This window comes from Stenotrophomonas sp. PFBMAA-4, from assembly GCF_030053215.1.
GTDB lineage: Bacteria > Pseudomonadota > Gammaproteobacteria > Xanthomonadales > Xanthomonadaceae > Stenotrophomonas.
The window spans coordinates 1-26,768 of the sequence record NZ_JASGBW010000043.1; the positions used below are offsets into that span (position 1 = coordinate 1).

20 protein-coding genes, 1 tRNA gene and 1 pseudogene are annotated in these 26,768 nt (G+C 67.2%); 6 read left to right on the forward strand and 16 right to left on the reverse strand.

All coding sequences use genetic code 11. The features are described from left to right. Window positions 1-215 precede the first annotated feature (215 nt). Entirely contained in the window at window positions 216-1,775 is a 1,560-nt protein-coding gene (locus QMZ26_RS19620) for an alpha/beta hydrolase (protein ID WP_283222426.1), read from the reverse strand. 178 nt (window positions 1,776-1,953) lie between these two features. Continuing rightward, window positions 1,954-2,038 (reverse strand) — tRNA-Leu (locus QMZ26_RS19625). Between the two features lie 359 nt (window positions 2,039-2,397). On the opposite strand from QMZ26_RS19625, the pseudogene rnr reads away from it, so the two are divergent. The 3 genes and pseudogenes from rnr to rlmB all read left to right on the forward strand — a co-directional run. After that, window positions 2,398-4,626, forward strand: a pseudogene (gene rnr, locus QMZ26_RS19630) (ribonuclease R); the annotation flags it as partial. A gap of 83 nt (window positions 4,627-4,709) precedes the next feature. Next, the gene (locus QMZ26_RS19635; protein WP_283222428.1) at window positions 4,710-5,195 is read left to right on the forward strand and encodes a GFA family protein; all 486 of its coding nucleotides are present in this window, start codon (window positions 4,710-4,712) and stop codon (window positions 5,193-5,195) included. Window positions 5,196-5,285: 90 nt separating this feature from the next. After that, a complete protein-coding gene (rlmB, locus tag QMZ26_RS19640) occupies window positions 5,286-6,029 on the forward strand; it encodes a 23S rRNA (guanosine(2251)-2'-O)-methyltransferase RlmB (RefSeq protein ID WP_283222429.1) in 744 nt (247 codons plus the stop codon). A 1,321-nt stretch (window positions 6,030-7,350) separates the two neighbouring features. Here rlmB and QMZ26_RS19645 read toward each other — a convergent pair. The 3 genes from QMZ26_RS19645 to QMZ26_RS19655 are packed head-to-tail and all read right to left on the reverse strand — an operon-like array spanning window position 7,351 to window position 11,989. Continuing rightward, entirely contained in the window at window positions 7,351-8,790 is a 1,440-nt protein-coding gene (locus QMZ26_RS19645) for a TolC family protein (protein WP_313419521.1), read from the reverse strand. Then, window positions 8,787-10,745: a MacB family efflux pump subunit gene (locus QMZ26_RS19650; protein ID WP_079221279.1), complete on the reverse strand. Its 1,959-nt coding sequence runs from the start codon at window positions 10,743-10,745 to the stop codon at window positions 8,787-8,789. The genes QMZ26_RS19645 and QMZ26_RS19650 overlap by 4 nt, the downstream gene beginning before the upstream one ends. After that, window positions 10,742-11,989 carry an efflux RND transporter periplasmic adaptor subunit gene (locus tag QMZ26_RS19655; RefSeq protein ID WP_108746311.1) on the reverse strand — a complete coding sequence of 416 codons (1,248 nt, stop codon included), beginning with the start codon at window positions 11,987-11,989 and terminating at the stop codon, window positions 10,742-10,744. Before QMZ26_RS19655 ends, QMZ26_RS19650 begins: the two co-directional genes overlap by 4 nt. Window positions 11,990-12,194: 205 nt before the next feature. On the opposite strand from QMZ26_RS19655, the gene QMZ26_RS19660 reads away from it, so the two are divergent. The 3 genes from QMZ26_RS19660 (at window position 12,195) to QMZ26_RS19670 (ending at window position 17,611) form a co-directional block, all read left to right on the forward strand. Next, the gene (locus QMZ26_RS19660; protein ID WP_079221281.1) at window positions 12,195-12,923 is read left to right on the forward strand and encodes a response regulator; all 729 of its coding nucleotides are present in this window, start codon (window positions 12,195-12,197) and stop codon (window positions 12,921-12,923) included. A gap of 6 nt (window positions 12,924-12,929) precedes the next feature. Beyond that, complete coding sequence (locus QMZ26_RS19665; RefSeq protein WP_200733738.1) at window positions 12,930-14,327, forward strand: ATP-binding protein; 1,398 nt, start codon at window positions 12,930-12,932, stop codon at window positions 14,325-14,327. A 326-nt stretch (window positions 14,328-14,653) separates the two neighbouring features. After that, window positions 14,654-17,611 carry a ligand-binding sensor domain-containing diguanylate cyclase gene (locus QMZ26_RS19670; protein ID WP_283222433.1) on the forward strand — a complete coding sequence of 986 codons (2,958 nt, stop codon included), beginning with the start codon at window positions 14,654-14,656 and terminating at the stop codon, window positions 17,609-17,611. Window positions 17,612-17,835: 224 nt separating this feature from the next. Here the strand turns inward: QMZ26_RS19670 and rnt are convergent, their stop codons facing one another. The 11 genes from rnt to pstS form a co-directional block, all read right to left on the reverse strand. Then, entirely contained in the window at window positions 17,836-18,486 is a 651-nt protein-coding gene (rnt, locus tag QMZ26_RS19675) for a ribonuclease T (RefSeq protein ID WP_108759671.1), read from the reverse strand. Window positions 18,487-18,555: 69 nt separating this feature from the next. Next, the gene (locus QMZ26_RS19680; RefSeq protein ID WP_283222431.1) at window positions 18,556-18,873 is read right to left on the reverse strand and encodes an RcnB family protein; all 318 of its coding nucleotides are present in this window, start codon (window positions 18,871-18,873) and stop codon (window positions 18,556-18,558) included. Between the two features lie 83 nt (window positions 18,874-18,956). Next, a complete protein-coding gene (locus QMZ26_RS19685) occupies window positions 18,957-19,490 on the reverse strand; it encodes a DoxX family protein (protein ID WP_200733740.1) in 534 nt (177 codons plus the stop codon). Window positions 19,491-19,517: 27 nt separating this feature from the next. Then, window positions 19,518-20,273 (reverse strand): putative DNA-binding domain-containing protein, encoded by a 756-nt coding sequence (locus QMZ26_RS19690; protein WP_108746314.1) that lies wholly within the window; start codon window positions 20,271-20,273, stop codon window positions 19,518-19,520. Further along, window positions 20,266-21,141 (reverse strand): DUF692 domain-containing protein, encoded by an 876-nt coding sequence (locus QMZ26_RS19695; protein ID WP_200733742.1) that lies wholly within the window; start codon window positions 21,139-21,141, stop codon window positions 20,266-20,268. Before QMZ26_RS19695 ends, QMZ26_RS19690 begins: the two co-directional genes overlap by 8 nt. Next, on the reverse strand, window positions 21,128-21,484 hold the full coding sequence (locus tag QMZ26_RS19700; RefSeq protein ID WP_283222432.1) for a hypothetical protein: 357 nt from the start codon (window positions 21,482-21,484) through the stop codon (window positions 21,128-21,130). Before QMZ26_RS19700 ends, QMZ26_RS19695 begins: the two co-directional genes overlap by 14 nt. 390 nt (window positions 21,485-21,874) lie before the next feature. Continuing rightward, complete coding sequence (phoU, locus tag QMZ26_RS19705; protein WP_079221290.1) at window positions 21,875-22,582, reverse strand: phosphate signaling complex protein PhoU; 708 nt, start codon at window positions 22,580-22,582, stop codon at window positions 21,875-21,877. A gap of 65 nt (window positions 22,583-22,647) precedes the next feature. Further along, complete coding sequence (gene pstB / locus QMZ26_RS19710; RefSeq protein ID WP_079221291.1) at window positions 22,648-23,478, reverse strand: phosphate ABC transporter ATP-binding protein PstB; 831 nt, start codon at window positions 23,476-23,478, stop codon at window positions 22,648-22,650. Window positions 23,479-23,497: 19 nt separating this feature from the next. Then, the gene (pstA, locus tag QMZ26_RS19715; RefSeq protein ID WP_079221292.1) at window positions 23,498-24,361 is read right to left on the reverse strand and encodes a phosphate ABC transporter permease PstA; all 864 of its coding nucleotides are present in this window, start codon (window positions 24,359-24,361) and stop codon (window positions 23,498-23,500) included. Beyond that, the gene (gene pstC / locus QMZ26_RS19720; protein ID WP_079221293.1) at window positions 24,361-25,329 is read right to left on the reverse strand and encodes a phosphate ABC transporter permease subunit PstC; all 969 of its coding nucleotides are present in this window, start codon (window positions 25,327-25,329) and stop codon (window positions 24,361-24,363) included. The genes pstA and pstC overlap by 1 nt, the downstream gene beginning before the upstream one ends. 79 nt (window positions 25,330-25,408) lie before the next feature. Continuing rightward, a complete protein-coding gene (gene pstS / locus QMZ26_RS19725; protein ID WP_079221294.1) occupies window positions 25,409-26,497 on the reverse strand; it encodes a phosphate ABC transporter substrate-binding protein PstS in 1,089 nt (362 codons plus the stop codon). Window positions 26,498-26,768: the final 271 nt, after the last annotated feature.

Consider the following 26,768-nt stretch of genomic DNA (forward strand, 5'->3'; position numbering starts at 1 on the left):
AGAGGACTCGAACCTCCACGAAGTTGCCCCCGCTAGCACCTGAAGCTAGTGCGTCTACCAATTCCGCCACCTGGGCGTCGAGAGGGAGGATTATGGGCTGCGCTGACGGGGATGTCAACACCCTTGGCCAAGGCTCAACCAAGCACTGGCGGCATATCTCCTGTAGCCGTTACTAGCGTTCGTTCGTCCCCTCTATAGGCGAGGTATGCCTGGTTTTAGGCTGGAATTCTCCAGTACATCCCGTCAGCGTGAGGTGTCTGCTCCAGTCCGGTGCGAGTCATCTTGACGCCATTAAGGACTTGACGTAGGTCAGCCAGTATCGACGTCTTGTCAGCGATGTAGGAGTGGCCAAGGCCAAAGAGTCCGTCACCAACCGTGGAGGCATCGATGGTTTCCACGCCGGGCAGCACAAGAATGTTCTTGCCTCCGTCTCCTGCTCGTGGGTGCGAATTGCGTATCCCGCGGGATAGCGCGATGGCCCAGTCACGTTCGGAGCCATAGAGCGTGTATCTGCCCGCTGCCTTTGGCATTGCTGCCATTGCTTGACGGTAGATCATGGCATCCACATCTGGGGCGGCGAAAACTGCCTGGGCGACTGGTGTGCTGTTTGTGCGCCACCATCCGTGATCCTTCAATGCTGGAAGGAGCGCGCGATTGCCCATGCTGTGTGCAACTATGTGGAGTTCTTCAACCCCAACGTCCTGATGGAGGGTCCTGAGGAATTCACGCAGTTGCGGAGAGTCAAGCTGCACCGTGTCTTCATCTGCTGCATATCCCTTCACCGATGCGAGAGAGGCCCAGCTGAAAGCGCAGACAAGACCTTTGTAATCGATATCCCGTGCTATCTGGGCGGCTCTTGAAACCGCTTCTGCAAATTCCACATTGAATCCATGGATGAACAGGAATGCCGATTTTGTGTCGGTGACTTTGAGTTCACCTTTACATGCGGTAATCCACTCGCTGCAAGCCATTTCAGTCACCGACTGCACCACGATGTGTCTGGACGAATTCTCCTTCAATCGAAGCTTCCAGATTGTCAGGGGCCGCTCCATCTTTCCAACTGTGTGGCCGCGCGGAATCGAGACCCTGGCGATGCCAAGTGAAAGTTGGCCGTTGCCTCGCCCGTTCCGGTAGTGGTTCCTTGGACTAATGTCTGCTGCCTTGCAGCGAGTCCGCGTGGTTCCGTAATAGACAGGGACCTCCACTGGTCCGCGGATCACTGAGTCGCTAGGCGATACGTGGCTGCCGGCTCGCGGGAGAAGATGGGGCGGAACAGCTTCATACTGATACGCCAGCCTACTCGCCTGTTTGAATATTGGTTCCGTAGCCGGCGTTGGCTTGCTGCGGCGAGAGATGGTGCCCCGCTCTGAATGTGCAACCTCAGCGGACCGTTCGTAATAGCGTATGGCGGGCGGAAGCAGGTCCAACAGCAGGTAGTCTGTCATCCTGGCAATGGCAAGTAGGACCTGTGGGTTCTGATATCCACCGGGCAGTGATGTGCTTGCTATGATTTCCCAACCCTGTGCCACGTTCCTGCTGATATCGATCAATTCCGCAAGCTTGGCGCGGGTACGATAATGAACGCCCCTATGTTCCGAAAGTTCTCGGAGTGCCTGCCAGCTCGCCAGCGCCTCATTCGCAGCTTTCTGTAGATCTGGTTTATTGGCGTCGGCCGCATCTGAGTTGGTCGCATCTGGTAGGTCTCGAAGCGAGACCAGAAGTGCGGCGCCTGCGTCGCGAAGATGGATCAGTGCTTCCAGTACGAAACTCAGCATCATTCCCTCCCTGAATGAAATTGAACTCATCTCTTGATGAGAAAGGGAGGATGATACGTGGTGGCTTCAACAACCACCATTGGTTGGACGGACGGGGGGGGGGGAGGGGGCAGATAGCCTAGGCCGCACTGGAACTGCAGGCAAAAAAAATCCCCGCCGAAGCGAGGAGTTTTTTCGTTGGTGCCCAGGAGAGGACTCGAACCTCCACGGTTTTACCCGCTAGTACCTGAAACTAGTGCGTCTACCAATTCCGCCACCTGGGCGTTCCAGAGGCGCAATTGTGAAGATGAATCCGCAGGGTGTCAACGACTTCCTGAATTTTTTTCACGCAATGCCTTCGAGCCGGCCGCTGACCCGTTCTGCACGCCATCAACGGCTACCATGTAGGGCGATGACTACCAAAAAACCAAGCAAGGGCGGGAGCACCTCCCGCAGCCAGGCCCCGAAGAAGGGCGCCAAGCCGGGCGCAGCCCGCACCACCAAGCCGGGCAAGCCGCTGCCGGGTTGGTTCCCCGAATTGAATGACGGCGCCGCGCCGCCCCGCGGCCGCAAGCCCCGCGGCGCTGAAGCGCCCGGCCCGGCCCCGGGCCGCAAGCTGCCGCCGACCGGCAAGGTGATCGACGATCCCTATGCCAGCCGCGAGGCCGAGAAGTACGAACAGCCCATCGCCAGCCGCGAGGCCATCCTGGCCCTGCTGGAACGCTGCGAGGGGCCGCAGACCGCCGAGGAACTGGGCGCACGCCTGGGCCTGACCGCTCCGGACCGGGCCGAGGCGCTGTCGCGCCGGCTCGGCGCGATGGTCCGCGACGGCCAGCTGGTGCAGAACCGCCGTGGTGGCTTCGCCCCGATCCAGACCTTGAACCTGGTCACCGGCGTGGTGATCGCCAATCCTGAAGGGTTCGGCTTCCTGCGCCCGGTCGAGGGCGGCGACGACCTGTTCCTGCCGCCGTATGAAATGCGCAAGGTGATGCACGGCGACAAGGTGCTTGCCCGCGTCACCGGCATCGATCATCGCGGCCGTCGCGAGGGCAGCATCGCCCGCGTGCTGGAGCGCGGCATGACCCGCCTGATCGGCCGCTTCAGCATCGAGATGGGCATCAATTACGTGGTGCCCGACGACAAGCGCGTGCAGCGCAACGTGCAGGTGCCGCCGGACCAGACCGGTGGCGCGCGCGACGGCCAGCTGGTGGTCTGCGAACTGACCCAGGCACCGGACAGCCGGCGTCCGCCGATCGGCCGCATCATCGCGGTGCTTGGCGACAAGCTGACCGCATCGCTGGTGGTGGAGACCGCCATCCACGGCCATGAACTGCCGTTCGAGTTCCCGCAGGCCGTGCTGGACGAGGCCGCTGCAGTGCCGCTGGTGGTCGAGCCGGCAATGATCGGCGACCGCGTCGACCTGCGCAGCACGCCGCTGGTCACCATCGACGGCGAGGATGCCAAGGACTTCGACGACGCGGTGTACTGCGAACCGAATGCCGATGGCTTCCGCCTGGTCGTCGCCATCGCCGATGTCTCCAACTACGTCCGCCCCGGTACGCCGCTGGACGAGGAAGCGCAGAAGCGCGCCACCTCGGTGTACTTCCCGGGCTTCGTGGTGCCGATGCTGCCGGAGACCCTGTCCAACGGCATCTGCTCGCTGATGCCGAAGGTCGACCGCATGTGCTTCGTCTGCGACATGCAGATCGATCGTGACGGCCTGGTCACCCATTCGCGTTTCTACGAAGCGGTGATGAACTCGCATGCGCGCCTGACCTACACGCAGGTGTGGAAGGCGGTGGGCGAGGACGATGCCGATACCAAGGCATGGCTCGGCGACCTGCTGCCGCAGGTGCAGCGCCTGCACCAGCTGTACAAGGTGCTGTCCAAGGCGCGCGCCAAGCGCGGTGCGATCGAATTCGAAAGCAGCGAAGTGCGCTTCGTGCTCGACAACCGCGGTGAAGTCACCCAGGCCGGCATGCTGGTGCGCAACGACGCGCACAAGCTGATCGAGGAATGCATGATCGCGGCCAACGTGGAGGCGGCCAAGTACCTGCTGTCGCGTCAGGTGCCGGCGCCGTACCGCGTGCATGAGAAGCCGCCGGAGACCAAGTACGCCGACCTGCTGGAATTCCTCAAGGAATTCAAGCTGAGCCTGCCGCCGTGGTCGAAGGTGCGCCCGGGCGACTACACCAAGCTGCTGAAGAAGATCCGCGACCGTCCCGATGCCACGCTGCTGGAATCGGTGCTGCTGCGCAGCCAGAGCCTGGCGGTCTACAGTCCGGACAACCACGGTCACTTCGGCCTGGCGCTGGAAGCGTACGCGCACTTCACCTCGCCGATCCGTCGTTATCCCGATCTGCTGGTACACCGTGCGATCAAGCACGCGCTGTCCGGCAAGCCGCTGGACAAGTTCACCTACAACGCCCGCGAGATGGCTGCGCTGGCCTTGCAGTGCTCCGAGCGCGAGCGCCGTGCCGACGAGGCCGAGCGCGAAGTGGACGAGCGTTACCGCGCGGCGTGGATGGAAAAGCATGTCGGTGGCCAGTTCGACGGCGTGATCAGTGGCGTGACCAGCTTCGGCCTGTTCGTGGAACTGGACGAGTCGAAGGTGCAGGGCCTGGTGCACGTCACCCAGCTGCCGCAGGACTATTACAAGTTCGACGCGACCCGCAAGACGCTGACCGGCGAACGTCGTGGCGCCAGTTACCGGCTGGGCGACCGCGTGCGCATCCTGGTGCTGAAGGCCAGCATGGAAGAGCGCAAGATCGACTTCCGCCTGGTCGAGCACAAGGGTGAGGAAGAGGGCGACGGCCTGCCGCCGCTGCCCGAGCGCGGCAAGCCGGCCAAGCGCACCAAGAAGCAGTATTGAAAGGCGTGCCGACCAACGGTCGGCACCCACCTCACCCGGTAGGTGCCAACCTTGGTTGGCACGCCGTTATGGAGGAACCCACCATGCAGGGCCAACCCGAATACAGCGGCGGCTGCCAATGCGGTGCGATCCGCTTCCAGGCGCGCGGTGAGCTGACCGACAGCTCGATCTGCCATTGCCGCATGTGCCAGAAGGCGTTCGGCGGCTACTACGCACCGCTGGTGTCGGTGCGCGGCGTGCAGTTCAGCTGGACCCGCGGCCAGCCACGCTATTTCCAGTCTTCCAACGTGGTGCGGCGTGGTTTCTGTGCCGACTGCGGTACACCGCTGACCTACGAAGCACCGGACGGGGTGGCGGTGGCGGCGGGGGCCTTCGACCAACCTGAACGCCTGCCTCCGACCCTCCAGTACGGCGTGGAGCGCAAGCTGCCGTTCGTCGACACGCTGGCCAGCCTGCCGGCGCGGCGCACCGAAGAGGACATTGCGGCGCTGGACTTCCTGGCCACGGTCGTGTCCCACCAGCACCCTGATCACGACACCCCGCATTGGCCGCCGCGTACGCGCGGGTAGCGCCGGGCCATGCCCGGCGGCCGTTGAGCCGCCGCAGCGCCCGGCCCGCCGATGCTCTACCATAGCCACCCCCTTTCCGGTCCCGCCCGCATGAGCAAGAACAGCCAGTGGATCGTCGGCGTCAACGCCGTCGCCTCCTCCATCGAGAACGACGCCGAGAACGTCCGCGAAGTGCTGGTCGAGGCCGGTGCGAAGAACCCGCGCCTGGTCGAAATCGAGGAAAACGCCCGCCGCAAGGGCATCGACGTGCGCAAGGTCAACAGCCAGGCGCTGGACGGTGTCGGCGGCTCGGTGCGCCACCAGGGCGTGGCCGCGCGCTATGCCGCCGCCCGCACCTACAGCGAGAACGAGCTGGAAGGCCTGGTCACTGCCGCCGAGGGCAAGGCCCTGCTGCTGGTGCTGGACGAGGTGCAGGACCCGCACAACCTGGGCGCCTGCCTGCGCTCGGCCGCCGCGGCCGGTGCCACCGCCGTGATCATTCCCAAGGACAAGTCGGCCACGGTCAATGCGACTGTGCGCAAGACCTCGGCCGGCGCCGCCGACCTCATCCCGGTGGTCGCGGTGACCAACCTGTCGCGCTGCCTGAAGGACCTGCAGAAGCAGGGCGTCTGGATCTACGGCCTGGCCGGTGAGGCCACCGCTTCGCTGTACCAGCTGGACCTGAAGGGCAACATCGCGCTGGTGCTGGGCGGTGAAGCCGATGGCCTGCGCCGCCTGACCCGCGAGAACTGCGATGGCCTGGTCAAGATCCCGATGCCGGGCGAGATCGAGAGCCTGAACGTCTCCGTCGCCGCGGGCGTCAGCCTGTTCGAGGCCGTGCGCCAGCGCGGTTGATTGGCCGGCAGCTTCTGTAGAGCCGAGCCCACGCTCGGCTGTCGTGATCGGGGTCAGATCCCTCCCCAACAGGAGAAGGGATCTGACCCTTTTTTTATCGGAAGGATCGTGTCGACCAAGGTCGACACCTACCAGAGCAGAACCGGGGTCAGGGCCCGTGCCGACCAACGGTCGGCACCCACCATCAGCAGCAGATTCCGACAGCTCATGGGTTCGAGGCCGTGCGCCAGCGCGGTTGATCGGCCGACACGACGTGATCGGGGTCAGATCCTTTTCCTGCGGGAAAAGGGGGCTGCCCCTTTTTTGTGATCGGCAGGATCGTGTCGACCAAGGTCGACACCTACCAGAGCAGAACCAGGGTCAGGGCCCGTGCCGACCAACGGTCGGCACCCACCATCAGCAGCAGATTCGGACAGCTCGTGGGTTCGAGGCCGTGCGCCAGCGCGGTTGATCGGCCGGCAGCTTCTGTAGAGCCGAGCCCACGCTCGGCTGTCGTGATCGGGGTCAGATCCCTTTCCTGCGGGAAAAGGGGTCTGCCCCTTTTTTGTGGGCTCGGCTCTACGGAAGGATCGTGTCGACCAAGGTCGACACCTACCAGAGCAGAACCAGGGCCAGGGCCCGTGCCGACCAACGGTCGGCACCCACCATCAGCAGCAGATTCGGACAGCTCGTGGGTTCGAGGCCGTGCGCCAGCGCGGTTGATCGGCCGGCAGCTTCTGTAGAGCCGAGCCCACGCTCGGCTGTCGTGATCGGGGTCAAATCCCTTTCCTGCGGGAAAAGGGGTCTGACCCTTTTTTGTGGGCTCAGCTCTACGGAAGGGATCGTGTCGACCAAGGTCGACACCTACCAGAGCAGAACCGGGGCCAGGGCCCGTGCCGACCAACGGTCGGCACCCACCATCAGCAGCAGATTCCGACAGCTCGTGGGTTCGAGGCCGTGCGCCAGCGCGGTTGATCGGCCGACACGACGTGATCGGGGTCAGATCCTTTTCCTGCGAGAAAAGGGGGCTGACCCTTTTTTGTGATCGGCAGGATCGTGTCGACCAAGGTCGACACCTACCAGAGCAGAACCGGGGCCAGAGCCCGTGCCGACCAACGGTCGGCACCCACCATCAGCAGCAGATTCCGACAGATCGCGGAAGTCTGTCGAGGGCGGGGTGGGTCCGGTGGCAGGGGTGTGAGCGGCATGGATGCCGCGACCAAGCCCCCATGGAAGGGTTTACGGCGTCCCCTGCCACCGGACCCGCCTCGCCGTCCCGCAGAAAGCGAGCTTTTGACGTTGACGTTGCTTCGGCAGGTGCGGGGCGCAGCCCCGCATCGCCTCACCCCGCGCTGCCACCCAGGGCCTTGAACAGGGTCACGTCGTTGCTCAGCTGGCTCTGCCGCACGCGGGCAAGTGACAGTTCGGCATCGCGGCGGGTCTGCTGCGCTTCCAGCCAGGTGCGCAGGTCGGTGGCGCCCACGCGGTAACGCACTTCCTGCGCGCGCTCCACTTCCACCGCCTGGTCATAGGACGCCTGCGAGGACGCCACCTGGCGGGCCAGCTGCTCGCGCGCGGACAACGCGTTGTCCACTTCCGAAAGCGCGGTGTACAGCGTCTTGCGGAAGTTGGTCGCGGCGATCTGGTAGGCGGTGCCGGCGATGTCGGTGTCCAGCTGCGCACGCTGCAGGTTGAGGAAGGGCAGCGACAGGCCGGCGCCGAGCGTGGCCACCGGGTTGCGCAGCACATCCCCCAGCGAGGTCGCACTGGAGCCGAGGCTGCCGGTCAGGCTCAGCGCCGGGTAGTACTGGGTGGCGGTCACCTTGATGGTCTTCAGGCTGTTGCGCAGGCGCAGTTCGGCCGCGCGCAGGTCGGGGCGGCGGCCCAGCAGGTCGGCAGGCAGGCCTTCGTCGATGCCTGGGCTGCGCGCGGCCTGCAGGTCCTGCGGCTCGTCCTGCTGTGGCCACGGCGTGCCATCCAGCAGCACGGTCAATGCGTTGCGTACTTCCACCCGCTGCTGTTCCAGCGCGCTCTGCGCCGAACGCTGCGATTCCAGGTTCTGCAGGGCCTGGCGCACTTCCAGCCGCGATACCGCGCCGGCATCGAAGCGCGCCTGCACCAGGTCGCGGGTGCGCTCCAGCCGCTGCAGGTTGGCTTCGCCACTGGCGATCGACTGGTTGAGGTAGGCCAGCGACCAGTACTGGCTGATCGTGTCGCCGATCACCAGCAGGGCGGTGTTCTGCCGGTCTTCCTCGCTGGCCTGGGCTTCCCAGCGGGCGATGTCACGCTCGGTGCGCAGGCGGCCCCACAGGTCCACCTCCCACGACAGCGACACGCCGGTGGAATAGCCGCGGCTCCAGTCGGCGGCCTGGTCGGTGGGGCGGCTGCCGCTGGCACTGACGCCGGACGAGGACGGCTGCGGCAACAGGGCGTTGCTGGCCAGGCCGGCCTGCAGGCGGGCACGCTGCACGGCCAGGCCGGCGGCACCGAGGTCGCTGTTGGCGGCCAGGGCCTGCGCGACCAGGCGGTCCAGGCGCTCATCGCCGAAGCCGGTCCACCAGGTGTCCTGGCGGATATCGCGGCCCGGGGTATCCAGGCTGCTGCGCGGGTCGTCGGCTGGCGCATTGAGGGTGGCATCGCCACGGCCATAGGTCGCGGCCACGGCGGGGTCCGCGGTGGGATAGCGGCCCACCGAGGCGCAGCCGGACAGGGCGAGCAGCACGGCGCCAGCCAGCAGCAGGCGCGAGGGGGCAGGGGAGGTCAGTCGGGTCATCATCTTCATTCGCGGGCCAGGGCCTCCACCGGGTCGAGCTGGGCGGCATTGCGTGCCGGCAGGAATCCAAACGCCACGCCGATCAGGGTCGAGCAGGCAAACGCGGCGATGATCGAGGCGGTCGAGAACACCACCTGGAAGTTGCTGGAGAAGTGGCCGATCAGCGCGCCCACCAGCAGGGCCAGGCCGATGCCGAGCAGGCCACCGATCAGGCAGACCAGCACGGCTTCGATCAGGAACTGCTGGCGGATGTCACTCTGCCGCGCCCCCACCGCCATGCGCACGCCGATCTCGCGGGTACGCTCGGTCACCGACACCAGCATGATGTTCATCACGCCGATGCCGCCGACCAGCAGCGCGATGGCGGCGATGGCGCCGATCAGCAGGGTCATCGTGCGCGTGGTCTGCTCGATGGTCTCGCGGATCTCGGCACTGTTGCTGAGGAAGAAATCCTCGGTGCCGTGGCGCAGGGTCAGGAGGCGGGTGATGGCCTCCTGCGCCGCATCCATCGGTGTTTCATCGTTGACGCGCACGGTGATGCTGGAGACATGGCTCTGCCCCAGCATGCGCGACATCACCGTGGTGTAGGGCACGAACACCCCCAGGCTGGTGCTGCCGCCGAAACCGAAGCTCTGCTTCTTGGCCACGCCGACCACGCGTACCGGCACGTTGCCGAGCAGGATCACCTGGCCGATCGGATCGCTGTCTGGGAAGAACTGGGTCTTCGTGTTTTCATCGATCACGCCTTCCTGGGCCAGGCCACGCACCGAATCACTGTCGAAGAAACTGCCCGCGAGCAGGGTCACGCCCTTCACCCGGAAGTACTGCTCGCCCACGCCGCTGACCTGGGCGGTGGCCGACTGGTTGCGGTAGCGCGCCGTGACCGAGGTCGACACGCTGGGCGTGGCGCTGTCCACGTAGCTCTGCTTTGACAATGCATCGGCGTCGCTGGCCTTGAGCGTCTGCACGCGCGCCGAGCGCATGTCACCGAAGCCGCGGCCGGGATAGACGTCGATCGTGTTGGTGCCCAGCGCGCTGATGTTCTGCAGGATCTGCTGCTGCGAGCCGTTGCCCAGCGCCACCACCGACACCACCGAGGCGATGCCGATGATGATGCCGAGCATGGTCAGGAAGGTGCGCAGGCGGTGTGCGTTCATCGCCAGCAGCGCCATCCGGAACGCTTCGGTGAAGCGGTCGCGCGCCGCGCGCCAGCTGCTGCCATGGGCCACGTCGGTGCTTGGCTGGCGCTGCGCGCGGTAGCTGGGCGCCTTCGGGTTGGCGCGGTCGGCGATGATTTCGCCGTCGCGGATTTCGATGATGCGCTGGGCGTGTTCGGCCACGCTCATGTCGTGGGTGACGAGGATGATGGTGTGGCCTTCAGCATGCAGCTCGCCGAGGATGCCCATCACTTCCTCGCCGGAGCGGGTGTCCAGCGCGCCGGTTGGCTCGTCGGCCAGGATCACCTCGCCGCCGTTCATCAGGGCACGGGCGATGGACACACGCTGCTGCTGGCCGCCGGACAGCTGGCCCGGCTTGTGGTGCATGCGGTCGCCCAGGCCCAGCCGCTGCAGCAGCTGCTCGGCGCGCGCGTTGCGGGTCGGCCCCGGGCTGCCGGCGTACACCGCCGGCACTTCCACGTTGCCGCGCGCATCGAGGTCGCCCAGCAGGTGATAGCGCTGGAAGATGAAACCGAAATGCCCGCGGCGCAGCTCGGCCAGCTCGTCCGGCTCCATCTTCCCGGTCTCGCGGCCGGCCACCTGGTAGCTGCCGCGGGTGGGGCGGTCCAGGCAGCCGAGGATGTTCATCAGCGTGGACTTGCCCGAGCCGGACTGGCCGACGATGGCCACCATCTCACCGGCGTGGATGTCCAGGTTGACGTCGCGCAGCACGGCGATGACATCGTCGCCCGCCGGGAACTCGCGGCGCAGGTCACGCAGGCGCAGCAGGGGCGCCGTCGTGCTCATCGGCGCGGGCCCATGCCACCGGGCCCGCCCATGCGCATGGCACCACCGCCGCGGTTGCCGGTGCCGCTGCTGGACGCGGCCGCACCGCCTTCGCCGACCACCACGCGCTCGCCTTCCTTCAGCCCGGACAGGATCTGCGCGGAGGCACCGTTGTTGATGCCGACCTTGACCTTGCGCGGCTGCGGCTGGCCCTGCGCGTCGACCACGCGCACCACGCGCTCGCCGTCACGGGTCTTCGGCCCCAGCGCCACGGCCGGCACCAGCAGCGCGCCCTTGGCCTGCTGCAGCAGCACCGAGACCTGCGCGGTCATGTCGATGCGCAGGGTGCCATCCGGATTTTCCACGTCGAACAGTGCGTTGTAGTAGACCGCGCTGCTGGAACTGGAGCTGGAGGAACTGCTGGAACTGGACGAGCTTTCGTTGGCGATGGACGACGGCGCCGGATTGATCTGGCGCAGCGTGGCGTGGTACTTGCGGTCCGGGTCGCCCAGGGTGGTGAAGTACACCGGCATGCCGGCCTTGATCTTGACCACGTCGGCCTCGGACACCTCGGCATTGACGGTGACCACGTCCAGGCGCGCCAGCATGACGATGGTCGGCGCGGTCTGGTTGGCGTTCACCGTGCGGCCTTCCTCGGCCACCACCGCCACCACGGTGCCGTCCATCGGCGCAGTGATGCGGGTGTAGGCCAGGTTGGCGCGGGCGGTGCCCAGCTCGGTTTCGCGGCCCTTGATCTGCGCCTCGTAGGACTGCAGCTGGGCACGGGCGGTCTTCAGCGTGGCCTCGGCGGCATCGTATTCCTGCTTCGAGGTGGCCTCGGCGGCCAGCATCTCCTTCTGCCGGGCGAAGTCCAGCTCGGCCTGGCGCAGGCTGGCCTGCTGCACGGCGCGCTGGGCGATCACCTGGTCCAGCGAGGCCTGCGCGTTGAGCACCTGGTTCTGCTGGGTGGTGGCGTCGATCTCGGCGATCAGGTCGCCTTCCTTCACCGTATCGCCCAGCTGCACCTTCAGCGACTTGATCTGGCCCGAAGCCTGCGCGCCGACGCTGACCAGCTTGTAGGCGTCGATCACGCCGGTGGCTTCCACCGTCTGTTCGATGTCGCCGCGGCTGACCGGGCTGGTGGCCAGGGCCGGGGCGGCGGGCTTGCGCAGCAGCCACCAGGCGCACGCGGCAGCAATCACCACAAGCAGGACAATCACGATCAGACGACCCCGGCGGGTCGCGGGCAACAGGCGGGAGATCACGTGCGGGCTTCACTCAGGCAGGCCGCCGCAGCGGCATTGGTGGGCATTGTGAAGATCGGGCGCGGGCGGGCTCAATCCTCGAGGTGTGTCCATGTGTAACACTGGCGGCCGAAACGCGTAACTGCAGGTATCCCGCCCCGGCGTCGATACAGTGGTACGCACCGGACAGGATGCGGTTCAGCTCCCGACACGGGAAAATCGCGACATGGAGACCGAAAACCCGATGCATCGCCTGTTGATCGTCGACGACGACAATGACATCCGCACCCTGCTGGCCGAACAGCTCGGCCGCGCCGGCTACCTGGTCAGCACCGCGGCCGATGGCACCAGCATGCGCCAGCTGCTGGAACGCGAGCACGTGGACCTGATCGTGCTCGACCTCAACCTGCCGCGCGAGGATGGCCTGACCCTGTGCCGTGACCTGCGCGCGCGCTCGAACACGCCGGTGATCATGCTCACCGCGCGTGCCGAGCCGATCGACCGCGTGCTGGGCCTGGAAATGGGCGCCGACGATTACCTGGCCAAGCCGTTCGAGCCGCGCGAGCTGCTGGCGCGCATCCGCAACGTGCTGCGCCGGACCGAGGCGCTGCCGGCCAACCTGGAACCGCTGGCCGTGCGCCGCGCACGCTTCTCGCGCTGGATCTTCGATCTGGAACACCGCCACCTGGTGGACCCCGATGGCCGCGTGGTGGTGCTGTCCGGCGCCGAGTTCCGCCTGCTGCGGGTGTTCATCGCGCACGCCAACAAGGTGCTCTCGCGCGAGCAGCTGGTCGCGCTCAGCAGCGGCCGCAACTACGAAGCGCAGGACCGGGCGATCGACCTGCAGGTCAGCCGGCTGCGCAACAAGCTGGCCGACGATGGCGGCCCCGATGGGCTGATCAAGACCGTGCGCAACGAAGGCTATGTGCTGGCCTCGGCCGTCAACCTGGAATAAGCCGTGATGAAGCGCCTGCGCCACTTCCTGTCCTCGATGGTGGGGCGGCTGTTCGTGATCCTGCTGCTGGGCATGGCGGTGGCCGCGATCGGCGCGACCATGCTGGCCACGTCCAAGCGCCAGCAGGATTTCGAACGGCAGAACCTGAACCGCATTGCCGACCGGCTGCAGGGCTACGTCAACCTGCTCGACGGCAACCCGGAACTGCGCGATCGCCTGCTGGATATGGGCGGGCCGAGCGTGCGCGCGCTGCCGTCCGGTGCGCGCGTGGGGCGCATCGACACCGCGCTGATGGAAGTGCTGGATGACCGTCCCGGACCGGTGGCACGCGCGCACGTGCATTTCACCTCGTTCCGCTCGTGCATCCCCAAGCTGCAGGAACTGCTGCCGCCGCCGCCGCCGGGCCACCGCCGCCCGCCGCGCGAACGCGATCCGTCCTTCATTCCGCCCAAGTGCCGCGCCGTGGACGTGGTCCTCAGCGATGGCACCGCGCTGAAGCTGGCGCTGGATTCGCCGGCGGTGGCGCACAACGGCGTGCTGGCCGTGGACCCGCTGTTCCTGACCCTGCTGGTGCTGGCCATCGCGGTGCTGGCCTATATCGTTTCGCGCATGGCCAGTGCGCCGCTGCAGGAACTGGCTTCGGCCGCCGAAGAACTGGGTGACGACCTGCAGCGCGATCCGCTGCCCCTGCGCGGCCCGCGCGAAGTGCAGCGCGCCGCCGAGGCCTTCAATGCCATGCAGCATCGCCTGCAGCGGCACCTGGCCGAACGCACGCAGATGCTGGCGGCGATCACCCATGACCTGCAGACGCCGCTCACCCGGCTGCGCCTGCGGCTGGAAAACGTGACCGACGAGATCCTGCGCGAGCGCCTGATCGGCGACCTGGCGGCGATGCAGGCACTGGTGCGCGAAGGCCTGGAACTGGCGCGCAGCGCCGAGAGCGCTGAACAGCGCGCTGCGCTCGATCTGGATTCGCTGCTGGAAAGCATCGTCGAGGACACCGCCGAAGCGGGTGCCGACGTGGCCTTTGAAGGTGGCAGCGGCGCGGTGCTGATGCTGCGGCCGCTGGCCATGCACCGGCTGTTCTCCAATCTGGTGGACAACGCGGTGATGTACGCCGAGCGCGTGCGGGTGCGCGTGGACCGCAGCGGCGGTGCGATCACCGTGGTCGTGGCCGACGATGGCCCGGGCCTGGCCGATGACCAGCTCGAAGCTGTGTTCGACCCGTTCGTGCGGGTGGAGACCTCGCGCTCGCGGCAGACCGGTGGCGCCGGCCTGGGCCTGACCATCGCCCGCGCGCTGGCCGAGAAGGACGGCGCTCGCCTGTGGCTGCGCAACCGTCCCGAGGGGGGGCTGGAAGCGGTGGTGCAGTGGCCGGCGGGCAGCCCGGTGGCCGCGCGCTGACGGTCGTGGCCGGTTGAGGGGGCAGAGCCCTCTGCGTGCGCAGAGGGATCCGGCCCCGGGTCAGATCCCTTTCAGCCCCCGGTCTTCACGCTGCGGTGACGCCGGGAGGGGTGTTTGGCCTATCATTCGCCCCATCTCCCCACAGTTCACGCGATGAGCCAGCCTGTTCGCACCGGCGCGCGGCCCCGTGCCGCCCGGTTGTTCCTGTTCCTGCCTGTTGCCGTGCGCGGCAACCGCACCTGGCCGCCGCCGCTGCAGTAATGGGCGGGCAGGGGGCTGGCAGGCGCCTGGCGGGGCGCCACCCGGAACATCACATCGGTCGCCTGCTGCGGCTCGGTGTGCTGTGGCTGTTGCTGTGGCTGGCCTCGCCGCTGGCGGCGCAGACCTCCGCACCGCCGCTGCGCGATTACGCCATCGACGTGTGGACGTCGCGCAACGGCCTGCCGCACAACTCGCTGCGTGACATCGCCCAGACCCCCGAAGGCCACCTGTGGTTCGCCACGTGGGAAGGCCTGGTGCGCTACAACGGCCTGGATTTCACCGTGTTCGACCGCAGCACGCGGCCCGGGCTGCGCGACAACGGCATCGGTGCCCTGCTGGTGGACCGCCAGGGCGGGCTGTGGATCACCGATTCGCGTGGCAACGTGACCTACCGCAGCAGCGCTGGCCAGTGGCGGGTCTGGGAGCACGAGGCCAACACCCCGGAAGTGCTGATCCAGTCGATGCAGATGGACAGCCAGGGGCGCCTGTGGCTGCTGTACGAAGGCAAGGGCATCGCATATCTGACGCCCGAAACCGGCATCGTCTACCAGCCGCCGCCGCCGGACCTGCCGCTGGCGATGAGCTTCACCAAGCTGGTGGTCGATGCCCAGGACCGGGTCTGGATCGGCACCCTCGATGGCCTGGTCCTGCGCGACAACGATGGCGAACTCAAGCGTGCACCGGCCGGATGGGGCGTGGGCAAGGGCCTGACCTGGCCCTATCGCGCACCCGATGGCGCGTTGTGGATCGTGGCCGGCGAGCGCCTGTACCGGGTCGAGGATGACCGCCTGGTGCTGGTCCACAGCCTGCCGGGCCAGCTGCACATGACCGCGATGCTGCAGGACCGCCACGGCGATATCTGGCTGGGTACCGAGAACCAGGGCCTGCTGCGTATATCCAGCCACGGCCTGGAACGCCTGCCGGCCGGCCTGAACCTGCCCGGCGGGCGCGTGGTGAGCCTGCGCGAGGATGCCGAAGGCAGCATCTGGGTCGGCGCCAACGGCGGCCTGTACCGCCTGCGCGAAACGCTGTTCAGCAGCTACACCGAACGCGATGGGCTGAGTGGTGACTACGTGCGCACCGTGTTCGAGGACCGCGATCGCCGGCTGTGGGTGGGCAGCGCCAGCGGCCTGGACCAGCAGACCGCCGACGGCCGTTTCCGGCCGATGGTGTTGCACAACCGCGGCGGCAAGGCGGCGTCGGTGCTCAGCCTGGCCCAGGACCCGGGTGGCGACCTCTGGGTGGGCACCTTTGGCGACGGCGTCTACCGCCTGCGTGCCGATGGCAGCCTGCGCCACAACTACGATGCGGCCGATGGCATGCCGGGTGGCAACATCCGTGCGATCAGCGTCGATCCGTCCGGCGTGGTCTGGGCCGGCACGCAGAAGGGCGTGGTGCGCATCGATGGCGACCGCGTGCGGGTGGCGAACACGCCGGGCATGCCCAACGGCCTGATCACCGCGCTGGAACACGACCACCAGGGCAACCTGTGGATCGGCACCATCGAGGGCATCCGCGTGCTGCGCGGCGACCATGTGCAGTCCATCGATCTGGCCCCGATGGGCGGCGGCCGCAGTGTGTTCGGCTTCCACCAGATCGGCGAGGCGATGTGGATCAGCAGCGACCGCGGGCTGTACCGCTGGTACAGGAACCGCCTGTCGCGGGTCGGCCTGGAGCAGGGCATGCCGGTCGATGCGGTGTTCCAGCTGGTGCCCGACCGGCTGGGCAATGTGTGGATCAGCAGCAACCGGGGCGTGCTGCGCACCGACATGGCGACCTTGAACGCGGTGGCTGACGGCCGCGCGCCGCGGGTGATGGTGGAGCGCTACAACGAGATCGACGGGATGGCCAACGCACAGGCCAACGGCAGCTCGGCGCCCTCGGCGATCCTGCGCCAGGACGGCACCTTCTGGGTGGTGACCGCCGGTGGCCTGAGCACGGTGGACCCGCAGCGCCTGCAGCGCTTCCGCGAGCGCCCGGCACCGCCGGCGGCGATCGAGAACGTGCAGGTCGATGGCGCGCAGGTGCACTGGGAAGGCCCCGAGCGCAACCTGATTCCCGGTGGGCGCCGGCTGGCAGTGAGCTTCGTCGGCCTCAGCTACCTGATGTCCGACCGCATCCGCTACCGCACGCGCCTGGACGGGCTGGACACCAGCTGGGTCGAGCGCGGCCCGCAGCGCAGCGTCGAGTTCGTCGGCCTGCCGCCGGGCGATTACACCCTGCACGTGGCGGCCTCGCACCCGGGCGGTGCCTGGGGCCAGCAGGAGGCGGTGTGGAGTTTCACCGTCGAACCGTTCTGGTGGCAGCGGCACAGCGTGCAGGCGATGATCGGGCTGCTGCTGCTGGGCGCGCTGGTGGCGCTGTACCGGTTCCTGCTGCAGCAGTACAAGGCCAACAACCTGCGCCTGGCGCGCCGCGTGGATGAGGCGACCTTCGACCTGCAGGCGCAGACCGTGCACCTGCAGGCGTTGAACCAGGAGAAGACCGAGCTGGCCGAGCGCCTGGCACGGCAGGCCGAAGCGTTCGAACGGCAGGCCCGCGAGGATGCGCTGACCGGCCTGGCCAACCGCCGTGGCTTCGACGAGACGCTGGCCCGTGACTTCGCCCGCTCGCAGCGCAGCGGCCACCCGCTGAGCCTGGTGGTGCTGGATATCGACCACTTCAAGGACGTCAACGACACCTACAGCCACAGCATCGGCGACCTGGTGCTGAAGGAAGTGGCGGAAGTGATCGCCGCGGCGTGCCGCGATTCGGACCTGCCGGCACGTACCGGCGGCGAAGAGTTCGCGCTGCTGCTCAACGATACGCGGCTGGAAGAAGCAGCCCAGGTCTGCGCGCGCCTGCGCGGCCTGTTCCATGACCATCCGGACTGGGCCGGGGTGAAGGGCCTGCGGGTGACCTTCAGCGCGGGCCTGGTGGAACTGGCGGCCGACGACCGCACCCCGGCGCTGCTGTACCAGCGCGCCGACCGCGCGCTGTACCGCGCCAAGAGCGACGGCCGCGACCGCACCAGCATCGGTTGATGCCTATCCACGCATGGCGTGGATCTACCGGGCAGGTTGAAGGGGGGGTGCGGACCGTTGGTCCGCACGGCCGATGCATTTCATCTTGAATGGTGGGTGCGGACCGTTGGTCCGCACGGCCGATGCGTTTCATCTTGAATGGTGGGTGCGGACCGTTGGTCCGCACGGCCGATGCATTTCATCTTGAATGGTGGGTGCGGACCGTTGGTCCGCACGGCGTGGATCTACCGCGGCCAGGCGTTGGCGATGGTGCAGAACAGCCGCGCGGTCTGCTCGGTGTCGTACACCGCGCTGTGTGCCTCGTTGGCATCCCAGCCCAGCCCTGCGGCATTGGCCGCACGCGCCAGCACCGTCTGCCCGTAGGCGATACCCGCCAGAGTGACCGTGTCGAACACGCTGAAGGGATGGAACGGGTTGCGCTTGTGGCCGGTGCGTGCCACCGCCGCATTGACGAACCCCAGGTCGAAATGGGCGTTGTGCCCGACCAGGATCGCGCGCTGGCAGCCGTACTTCTTCATTGCCGCGCGCACCGGGGTGAAGATGTGGTCCAGCGCGGCTTTTTCTTCCTTGGCCAGCCGGAACGGGTGGTCGAGGATGATGCCGGTCACTTCCAGCGATTTCGGGTCGATCTCCAGCCCTTCGGCGGGCACCACGTGGGCGCTGGCGGTCTGGCCCGGGTAGAGCAGGCCGTTCTCGTCCATCTCGATCGGCACTGCGGCGATTTCCAGCAGCGCGTTGCGCTGGCTGTCGAAACCGCCGGTTTCCACATCAACCACCACCGGCAGGAAGCCGCGGAAGCGTTGCGACATCGCGCGCTGCGCCATCGGAACTACGGAAACAGGGGCGGCTTCAGCTGCGGGGGTGGGGTCATTCATGCGCGGATTCTAGCAGAGCGACCCTGAGCGCCCGGCCACGGCTTGCATGGCCGGGGCGCTGCACGGGGATCAGCTACGCGCCAGCACCACGTCGGCGATGATGCCGGTGGCCACGGCAACCAGCACGTAACGGCCATCGACCTTGCGCCATTCCTGGCCGCGGGCGGGGGCATGCAGGCCATGGTGGCGGTAATCGCGCACGTACTCGCCCCGGTGGTCGTGGGCCAGCCTGTGGCCGCGACGGGGCGGATCACGGCGGTCGTCGTGGCGGTCCTTCTGGCCGTGATGGTCGTCGCGCCCACCGGCGCCATACGGAGCCGCCATCGCGGGCGAGACGGCGGTGGCCAGCAGGGCCAGGGAAAGGGTGGCAGCAATCAGACGCTTCATGGGGCGACTCCGGGGGAGGGACGTGGTCATCAAGGCCACGGATCCAGCATCGGATTTTTTTATGAATAGGCGATTAAATCGGGCTATTCCGCAGTTTCGGTGCGTATCGGCGTGTAACGGGCGGGCGCGACGGCCCGGCCGGCCACCCACGCATCCACGCTCAGGCGCCCGGCGCCGTTGAACAGCAACGGCAGCAGCATCGCCATGAACAACGCCGGCAGCTTGAAATTGCCAAACCCCTGATCGCTGATCGCATAGCCCATCGCCAGTTCACCCAGCGAATCCCAATGCATGGGCCAGTGCACGGCATAGGTGGCCACCACGGTCAGTACCAGCAGGCTGGCAGCCGCGAAACGCGTGCCCAGGCCGAACAGCAGGCAGGCCGCGCCGACCAGTTCGAACCAGGTCGCCAACTGCCAGTTCACGCTGGCCGGCAGCTGGTCGAACGGAAACGGGAACGCGCCCTGCAGTTCGGCGAACCAGTTCTGGCCCTGCAGCTTTTCGCGACCGGACTCGAAGTATTCCCAGGCCAGCAGCAGGCGCAGGCCCAGGGGGGCCAGCCACGGGCCGCAGCGATCCAGCTGGCCGCGCACGGCGGCCAGGGGCAGGGTGTTCATCAGGGGGAAACTCCTCGTTGGGGGGGATCAGGCCACGGCGGGCAGCGGGCCGATCACGCCGGCCTGCAGGAACTGCTGCAGCAGCTGCGTGCCGGGTTCGGCCAATGCGTCGGCGTCGAGGTGGTGCAGGGTGGCCAGCTGCTGTAACTGCTGCTGGCCGCTGGCGCCGGGTGCTTCGTCGATCAGGATCAGCAGGTGCGCGGCCAGCGGGCTGAGCTGGGCGAAGCGCACCACGCCATCGGCATCGCGGCGGACCAGCAGGGCGGTGGGTTCGGCGGGCGGGGTGGCCGGTGCATCGTCGGCGCCCAGGCGGTGTACCGGCCACGCGTACAGCAGCGGCCAGGCCAGCGGTGAGCAGCGCAGCGGGGCCTGCAGCGGGTCGACGCCGGGTGCCGGTGGCAGCGGCTGGGCCGCGCGCTGGTACAGGTCGGTTTCCACCCACTCATAGTGGGCCAGCTCGGCCAGTGCCGGGTGCGGCAACTCGGGCTGTGCCTGCAGCCATTGCACGAACTCGGCCGCCACGGCGGTGAACAGCGGCGCGCGTGCGCGATGGTGGGCGAAGTAATGGCGCACCAGGTCGGCCCACGCAGGTTCGCCGAGCAGGCGCACGCAGACCGGGAACCCCGTGCCGAGCAGCCCCAGCAGGTTGTTGAACAGCAGCCGCTGGTAGACCGCCACCCGCCGCGGGTCCAGGTCGGCCGGGGCCGGCACCTGTTGCGGGTCGCGCAGGTGCGCAGTGAACGCGTGCTGCTGCGCGCGCAGGCGCTCGGGTGCATCAGCCATGGGCAGCCTCGCGCAACGTGCCCTGCAGGCGGCGGATGGTGCGCAGTTCGCCCTGCAGCTCGGCATAGGGTGGGAAGTTGAAATCGCGTTCGAGCAGCGTGGGGCGCGGGCCGAAGCGGTCGTAGCTGCGTTCCAGCAGTGCCCACACGGGGTCGATCACCGGGCTGCCGTGGGTATCGATCTTCAGGTCCGGTGCCTCGTCCAGGTGGCCGGCCACGTGCAGGCAGACGATGCGCTGGGCCGGCAGCCCGGCGATGAAGGTATCGGCATCGTAGCCGTGATTGCAGGCATTGACGTACACGTTGTTGACGTCCAGCAGCAGGTCGCAGTCGGCCTCGGCAAGCACCGCGTTGGTGAAGGCAAGTTCGTCCATCGCCGGCTGCGGCGCCAGGTAGTACGACACGTTCTCCACTGCGATACGGCGGCCGAGCAGGTCCTGCACGCGGGCGATGCGGGCGGCGGTGTGGCGCACCGCTTCATCGGTGAACGGAATCGGCAGCAGGTCGTAGAGCTGGCCTTCGTCGCTGCAGTAGCTCAGGTGCTCGCTGTACAGCGGCACGCGGTAGCGCTCGAGGAAGCGGCCGACCTGCTGCAGCAGCTGGGTATCCAGCGGTGCGCTGCCGCCCAGCGACAGCGACAGGCCGTGGCAGCTCAGCGGATGGCGCCGGGCCAGTTCGTCCAGCGCATCGCCGGCCGGACCGCCGACGTTGATCCAGTTCTCCGGCGCGCACTCCAGGAAATCGAAATCGCCGGCCGGCGCGTCGTGCAGGTCCTGCAGCAGTGCCCGCCGCAGGCCCAGCCCGACGGCCGCCGCTGGAAGCGGCAGCCGCGGGGAAACGACGCTGGCGGCAGCGTCAGTGCTTGGCACCGCACTTGCCTTCGCCACACTTGCCTTCGGCGGCCTTCTTGTCGCCGGCGGTCTTTGCCTTGGCATCGGCGCCTGCGCCGGCCTTGGCCTTGCCCTTGCCGGCGCCGCACTTGCCTTCGGCGCTCTTGCCGTCGGCACCACACTTGCCCTCGGCATGCTTGGCGGCGTCACCGGCCTTGGCGTCGGTTGCCTTGGCATCGCCGGCCTTGGCCGCCTGGCCAGCCACCAGGTAGCCCTGGGCGAGGTCGGTCATGCTCAGGGCCGAAGCACTGGCAGTCACGCCCAGCCCTGCAGCCAGGGCGGTGGCGGTCAGCAGGGACAGGGTCTTGTTGGAACTGCTCATCGGTCGTACTCCTTGGGTGGTGGGCGGGCGTTCGGGGTGAAACGATGGTGCAGCGATCCTACTCAAGGAATCCTCGCCGAGACCTCAAATTTTCGTGAGGATTGCCGCAGGCGGGAAGGGGGGGCCGCGCACCACGTCCACGCATGGCGTGGATCTACTGCTGGCGTGAGGATTGCCGCTGCCGGGAAGGGGGGGGGCCGCGCACGGCATCCACGCATGGCGTGGATCTACTGCTGGCGTGAGGATTGCAGCAGGCGGGAAGGGGGCAGGAGCACGGTATCCAGTAGATCCACGCCATGCGTGGATGAATGCCCGGATCGCGCGTACAAAAAAGGCCCCTGTCATGCCGACAGGGGCCTCCGGAGGCGCTTGCGCTGCTGCAGCGCAGTATCAGACGTGGTCGGTGCTGGACGTCTCGTCGCGCTTCTCGCGCGGCGGCAGCGGCTGCTCGCCGTGCACCAGGAACCACACGTTCTCGGCGATGTTGGTGGCGTGGTCGCCCACGCGCTCCAGGTTCTTGGCCATGAACAGCAGGTGGGTGCACGGGGTGATGTTGCGCGGGTCTTCCATCATGTAGGTCAGCAGCTCGCGGAACAGCGCGGTGTACTGCGCGTCCAGGCGGGCGTCGTCCTGGCGCAGGGCGATGGCGGCTTCGGCGTCGTTGTCGCGGTAGGCGGCGATGGCGCGGCGCACCTGCTGCGCGGCCAGGCGGCCGAGGGCGCGCAGGCCCTGGATCTGCGGCAGCGGCGGCACCTTGCCCAGCGCGATGGAGCGCTTGGCAACGTTGGCGGCATAGTCACCGATGCGTTCGATGTCGGCCGGAATGCGCAGGCCGGCCAGGATCTCGCGCAGGTCGCGGGCCATCGGGCCACGCAGGGCCAGGCGCATCACGTCGTGGCTGATCTGCTGCTCCAGCTGGTCGATGGCTTCATCGTTGGCGATGATGCGGTGCGCGGCGTTCTCGTCGCGCTTCTCGATGACGTCCATCGACGCCTCCAGCTGGGCGACAGCCATCTCGCCCATGCGCACGATTTCGGCCACCAGGCGCTGCTGCTCTTCGTCGTAGCTCTTGACGATGTGGTCGTTGGGAAGATTCATGGTCTGCAATCCGGGTAGAGCCAGGCCGTGCCTGGCTGGGACATGTGGCGAGGGGACGACACCGATCAGCCGAAGCGACCGGTGATGTAGTCCTCGGTCTGCCGCTGCGAGGGCTGCGAGAAGATCACTTCAGTACGGTCGTGCTCGATCAGGTCGCCCAGGTACATGAAGGCGGTGTAGTCGGACACGCGCGCAGCCTGCTGCATGTTGTGGGTGACGATGACGATGGTGTACTCGTGCTTGAGCTCTTCCACCAGCTGCTCGATGCGGCTGGTCGAGATCGGGTCCAGCGCCGAGGTCGGCTCATCCAGCAGCAGCACCGACGGGCGCAGCGCCACGGCACGGGCGATGCACAGGCGCTGCTGCTGGCCACCGGACAGGCCCAGGGCGCTCTGCCCCAGCTTGTCCTTCACTTCGTCCCACAGCGCGCCCTGGCGCAGGGCCTGCTCGACGCGGTCGGCCATGTCGGCCTTGCTCAGCTTCTCGTGGTGGCGGATGCCGTAAGCCACGTTCTCGAAGATGGTCATCGGGAACGGAACCGGCTTCTGGAACACCATGCCCACCTTGCTGCGCAGGCGGTTCATCGGGTACTTCGGCGAAAGGATGTTCTCGCCGTCCAGCAGCACCTCGCCACGCGCTTCCAGCTTCGGGTACAGGGCGTAGATGCGGTTGAAGATGCGCAGCAGGGTCGACTTGCCGCAACCGGAGGGACCGATCAGCGCGGTCACGCGCTTTTCCGGAATCTCCAGGTTGATGCCCTTCAGGGCGTGGAACTTGTCGTAGTAGAAGTCCAGACCACGCGCGGCCAGCTTGACCGGCGACGGCGCGTGCAGGTTCTCGTGCGAGGCCGGCACCGCGATGCGCTGCATGGGCACGGCGTTGGAGAGGTCGTTCATGGCGTTATCCACGGAAAGGTCAGTCATGGGAGATACGGTTGCGCAGCAGGATGCCGCGAGCGGCAAGGCTGACCAGCAACACGAAGACAGTCAGTACCAGGGCACCGGCCCAGGCCAGCACCTGCCAGGATTCATACGGGCTGCCGGCGAACTGGTTCATCACCACCGGCACCGAGGCCATCGGCTGGAAGATGTTGTTGTTCCAGTACTGGTTGCCGAAGGCGGTGAACAGCAGCGGGGCGGTTTCACCGGAAATGCGGGCCAGCGCCAGCAGGATGCCGGTGATGATGCCGGCCGACGCACTGCGGTACAGCACCTGCACGATCACCTTCCACTGCGGGATACCCAGCGACAGGGCGGCTTCGCGCATCTGCGAAGGCACCAGGCGCAGCATCTCGTCGGTGGTGCGCACCACCACCGGCAGCACGATGAAGGCCAGCGACAGCGCACCTGCGAAGGCGGAGAAGTTGCCGCCGGTCTGCATCACGTACAGGGTGTAGACGAACAGGCCCAGCACGATGGACGGCGCCGACAGCAGGATGTCGTTGACGAAGCGGACCACGGTGCCGGCCTTGCGGGCGTTGCCGTACTCGGCCAGCCAGGTACCGGCCAGCACGCCCAGCGGGGTACCGATGCCGATCGCCAGCGCACACATCACCGCGCTGCCGAAGAAGGCATTGGCCAGGCCGCCTTCCTGCATCGGCGGCGGCGTCATCTTGGTGAACAGATCCAGGTTGATGCCGGCCAGGCCCTTGGCGGCCAGGGTGAACAGGATCCAGCCCAGGAAGAACAGGCCGAACAGGGCGGTGGCGCAGGACAGCGCGATGGCAATGACGTTGCCGATGCGGCGGCGCAGGTACAGGGAGTCAGCGGTGGTGGACATCAGTTGCCCTCCTTGCGGGACAGGCGCATCAGCATCAGGCGGGCGATGGCCAGCACGACGAAGGTGACGATGAACAGGACGAAGCCGAGCAGCAGCAGCGCCGAGCGGTAGGTTTCAGTGGCTTCGCCAAAATCGTTGGCGATCAGCGCGGCGATGGTGGTGCCCGGTTCCAGCAGCGACGGCGACAGGCGCACGCTGTTGCCGATCACGAAGGCCACGGCCATGGTTTCGCCCAGCGCACGGCCGAGGCCGAGGAAGACGCCGCCGATCACAGCCGAGCGGGTGTAGGGCAGGACGATGTCCCAGCTCACTTCCCACTTGGTCGAACCCAGCGCGTAGGCCGATTCCTTCAGTCGGGTCGGCACGGTCAGGAACACTTCGCGCATCACCGAGGAGATGAACGGGATGACCATGATGGCCAGCACGAAACCGGCGGTGAGCATGCCGATGCCCAGCGGCGGGCCCTGGAACATCGGCCCGATGATCGGCCATTCGCCCAGGGTTTCGTTGAGGAACGGGGTGACGTACTCGGTCATCACCGGCACCAGCACGAACAGGCCCCACATGCCGTAGATGATCGAGGGAATGCCTGCCAGCAGTTCGATGGCGGTGCCGACCGGGCCACGCAGCCAGCGCGGCGCGACTTCGGTGAGGAAGAAGGCGATGCCGAAGCTGACCGGCACGGCGATGACCATCGCGATGAACGCGGTGACCAGGGTGCCGTAGATCGGGGCGAGGGCGCCGAACTTGTTTTCGACCGGATTCCAGTCGGAGGAGAAGAAGAAGCTCAGGCCCTGCATCTGCAGGGCATGGCGGCCGCCCCACAGCATGGACAGCGCGGCGCAGGCCAGGGCGATCAGGACGAAGATGACGGTGCCGACCAGCACCCATCGGAACAGTTTGTCGTTGCGGGCATCACGCGCATCGCGCGTGGACGGGGCTGCTACAGGCTGGGCGATGGCATTCATGGGGACGGCAGGGCCAGGAAAGGGGGCGGCACGACGTGGAAGTGACGGTGCCCGCGCGGGGCGGGCACCGTCGGGTCCATCACTTCAGCTCGGTGCCCCAGTAGGCCTCGATCTGCTTGGTCAGTTCGGCCGGCAGCGGCACGTAGTGCAGCTCGTTGGCCTGGGTCTGGCCGTTTTCGAAGGCCCACTTGAAGAAGGCCAGGGTGTCCTGGTTGCGCTTGGCGTCCTTCGGCTTCTTCTGCATCAGCATGAAGTTGGTGGCGGTGATCGGCCACGCCTGCTCGCCCGGGGCGTTGGTGATGACCAGGTTGAAGTCCTTGGCGCTGGCCCAGTCGGCGCTGGCAGCAGCGGCGGCGAAGGTTTCAGCGTTCGGCTGCACCCAGGTGCCTGCGGCGTTCTGCAGGGCGGTGTACGGCATGGCGTTCTGCAGGGCGTAGGCCAGCTCGACGTAGCCGATGGAGCCCTTGATCTGCTTCACGTAGGAGGCAACGCCTTCGTTGCCCTTGCCACCGACGCCGTCCGGCCACTGCACCGAGGTGCCTTCGCCGACCTTGGTCTTCCACTCCGGGCTGACCTTGGACAGGTAGTTGGAGAAGTTGAAGGTGGTGCCCGAACCGTCCGAACGGTGGACGATGGTGATCTTGCCGTCCGGCAGGGTCACGCCCGGGTTGGCCGCGGCGATGGCCGGGTCGTTCCAGGTCTTGACCTTGCCCAGGAAGATGTCGGCGAGCAGGGCGCCGGTCAGGCGCAGCTTGCCGGCTTCCAGGCCTTCGATGTTGACGACCGGCACCACGCCGCCGATGGCCGACGGGAACTGGGCCAGGCCGGCCTGGGCCAGCTCGTCGCTGCTCAGCGGCTTGTCCGAGGAACCGAAATCAACGGTGCCGGCCTTGATCTGGGCGATACCGCCGCCCGAACCGATCGACTGGTAGTTGATCTTGGCGCCGGTGGCGGTGTTGTAGTCGGCCGACCACTTGGACACCAGCGGGAAGATGAAGGAAGCGCCAGCGCCGGAGACCTCGGCGGTCACCTTGTCGCCGGCAGCGGCCGGGGCGGCGGCTGCGTCGGCAGCCGGCTGCTGTGCAGCCTGCTTGTCGCCACCGCAGGCCGACAGGCCCAGGGCGATGGCCAGGGAAAGGGCGGCGAGGCCGGCCGAGTGCAGTTTCATGTTCACTCCATAGCGGGGAAGAGCCGACGTCGTCGGCGGATGCGGCTATGAAATGATGTTTTTGTTACAGCCGTATGACGTCCATGACAGAGGTGTCGGACATCACGTTCTGACAAGGGTTTCACGGGGTCAGCGGCCCCGTGGCGGGGCTGCCCGGCGCCGTCCGGGGCGCTGGAATGCGCGCGGCGGGCTCTTGTAGAGCCGAGATCCTATGTTCGTGGTCAAGCCTGCTGGAAGCAGGCTTGACCCACTTTCAACATGGCTGGGTCGA

Coding starts and splice junctions, on each gene's coding strand:
- QMZ26_RS19620 (WP_283222426.1), bottom strand. CDS start 1,775: ATGCTGAGTTTCGTACTGGAAGCACTGATCCATCTTCGCGACGCAGGC.
- QMZ26_RS19635 (WP_283222428.1), top strand. CDS start 4,710: ATGCAGGGCCAACCCGAATACAGCGGCGGCTGCCAATGCGGTGCGATC.
- rlmB (WP_283222429.1), top strand. CDS start 5,286: ATGAGCAAGAACAGCCAGTGGATCGTCGGCGTCAACGCCGTCGCCTCC.
- QMZ26_RS19645 (WP_313419521.1), bottom strand. CDS start 8,790: ATGAAGATGATGACCCGACTGACCTCCCCTGCCCCCTCGCGCCTGCTG.
- QMZ26_RS19650 (WP_079221279.1), bottom strand. CDS start 10,745: ATGAGCACGACGGCGCCCCTGCTGCGCCTGCGTGACCTGCGCCGCGAG.
- QMZ26_RS19660 (WP_079221281.1), top strand. CDS start 12,195: ATGGAGACCGAAAACCCGATGCATCGCCTGTTGATCGTCGACGACGAC.
- QMZ26_RS19665 (WP_200733738.1), top strand. CDS start 12,930: ATGAAGCGCCTGCGCCACTTCCTGTCCTCGATGGTGGGGCGGCTGTTC.
- rnt (WP_108759671.1), bottom strand. CDS start 18,486: ATGAATGACCCCACCCCCGCAGCTGAAGCCGCCCCTGTTTCCGTAGTT.
- QMZ26_RS19680 (WP_283222431.1), bottom strand. CDS start 18,873: ATGAAGCGTCTGATTGCTGCCACCCTTTCCCTGGCCCTGCTGGCCACC.
- QMZ26_RS19685 (WP_200733740.1), bottom strand. CDS start 19,490: ATGAACACCCTGCCCCTGGCCGCCGTGCGCGGCCAGCTGGATCGCTGC.
- QMZ26_RS19690 (WP_108746314.1), bottom strand. CDS start 20,273: ATGGCTGATGCACCCGAGCGCCTGCGCGCGCAGCAGCACGCGTTCACT.
- QMZ26_RS19700 (WP_283222432.1), bottom strand. CDS start 21,484: ATGAGCAGTTCCAACAAGACCCTGTCCCTGCTGACCGCCACCGCCCTG.
- phoU (WP_079221290.1), bottom strand. CDS start 22,582: ATGAATCTTCCCAACGACCACATCGTCAAGAGCTACGACGAAGAGCAG.
- pstB (WP_079221291.1), bottom strand. CDS start 23,478: ATGAACGACCTCTCCAACGCCGTGCCCATGCAGCGCATCGCGGTGCCG.
- pstA (WP_079221292.1), bottom strand. CDS start 24,361: ATGTCCACCACCGCTGACTCCCTGTACCTGCGCCGCCGCATCGGCAAC.
- pstC (WP_079221293.1), bottom strand. CDS start 25,329: ATGAATGCCATCGCCCAGCCTGTAGCAGCCCCGTCCACGCGCGATGCG.
- pstS (WP_079221294.1), bottom strand. CDS start 26,497: ATGAAACTGCACTCGGCCGGCCTCGCCGCCCTTTCCCTGGCCATCGCC.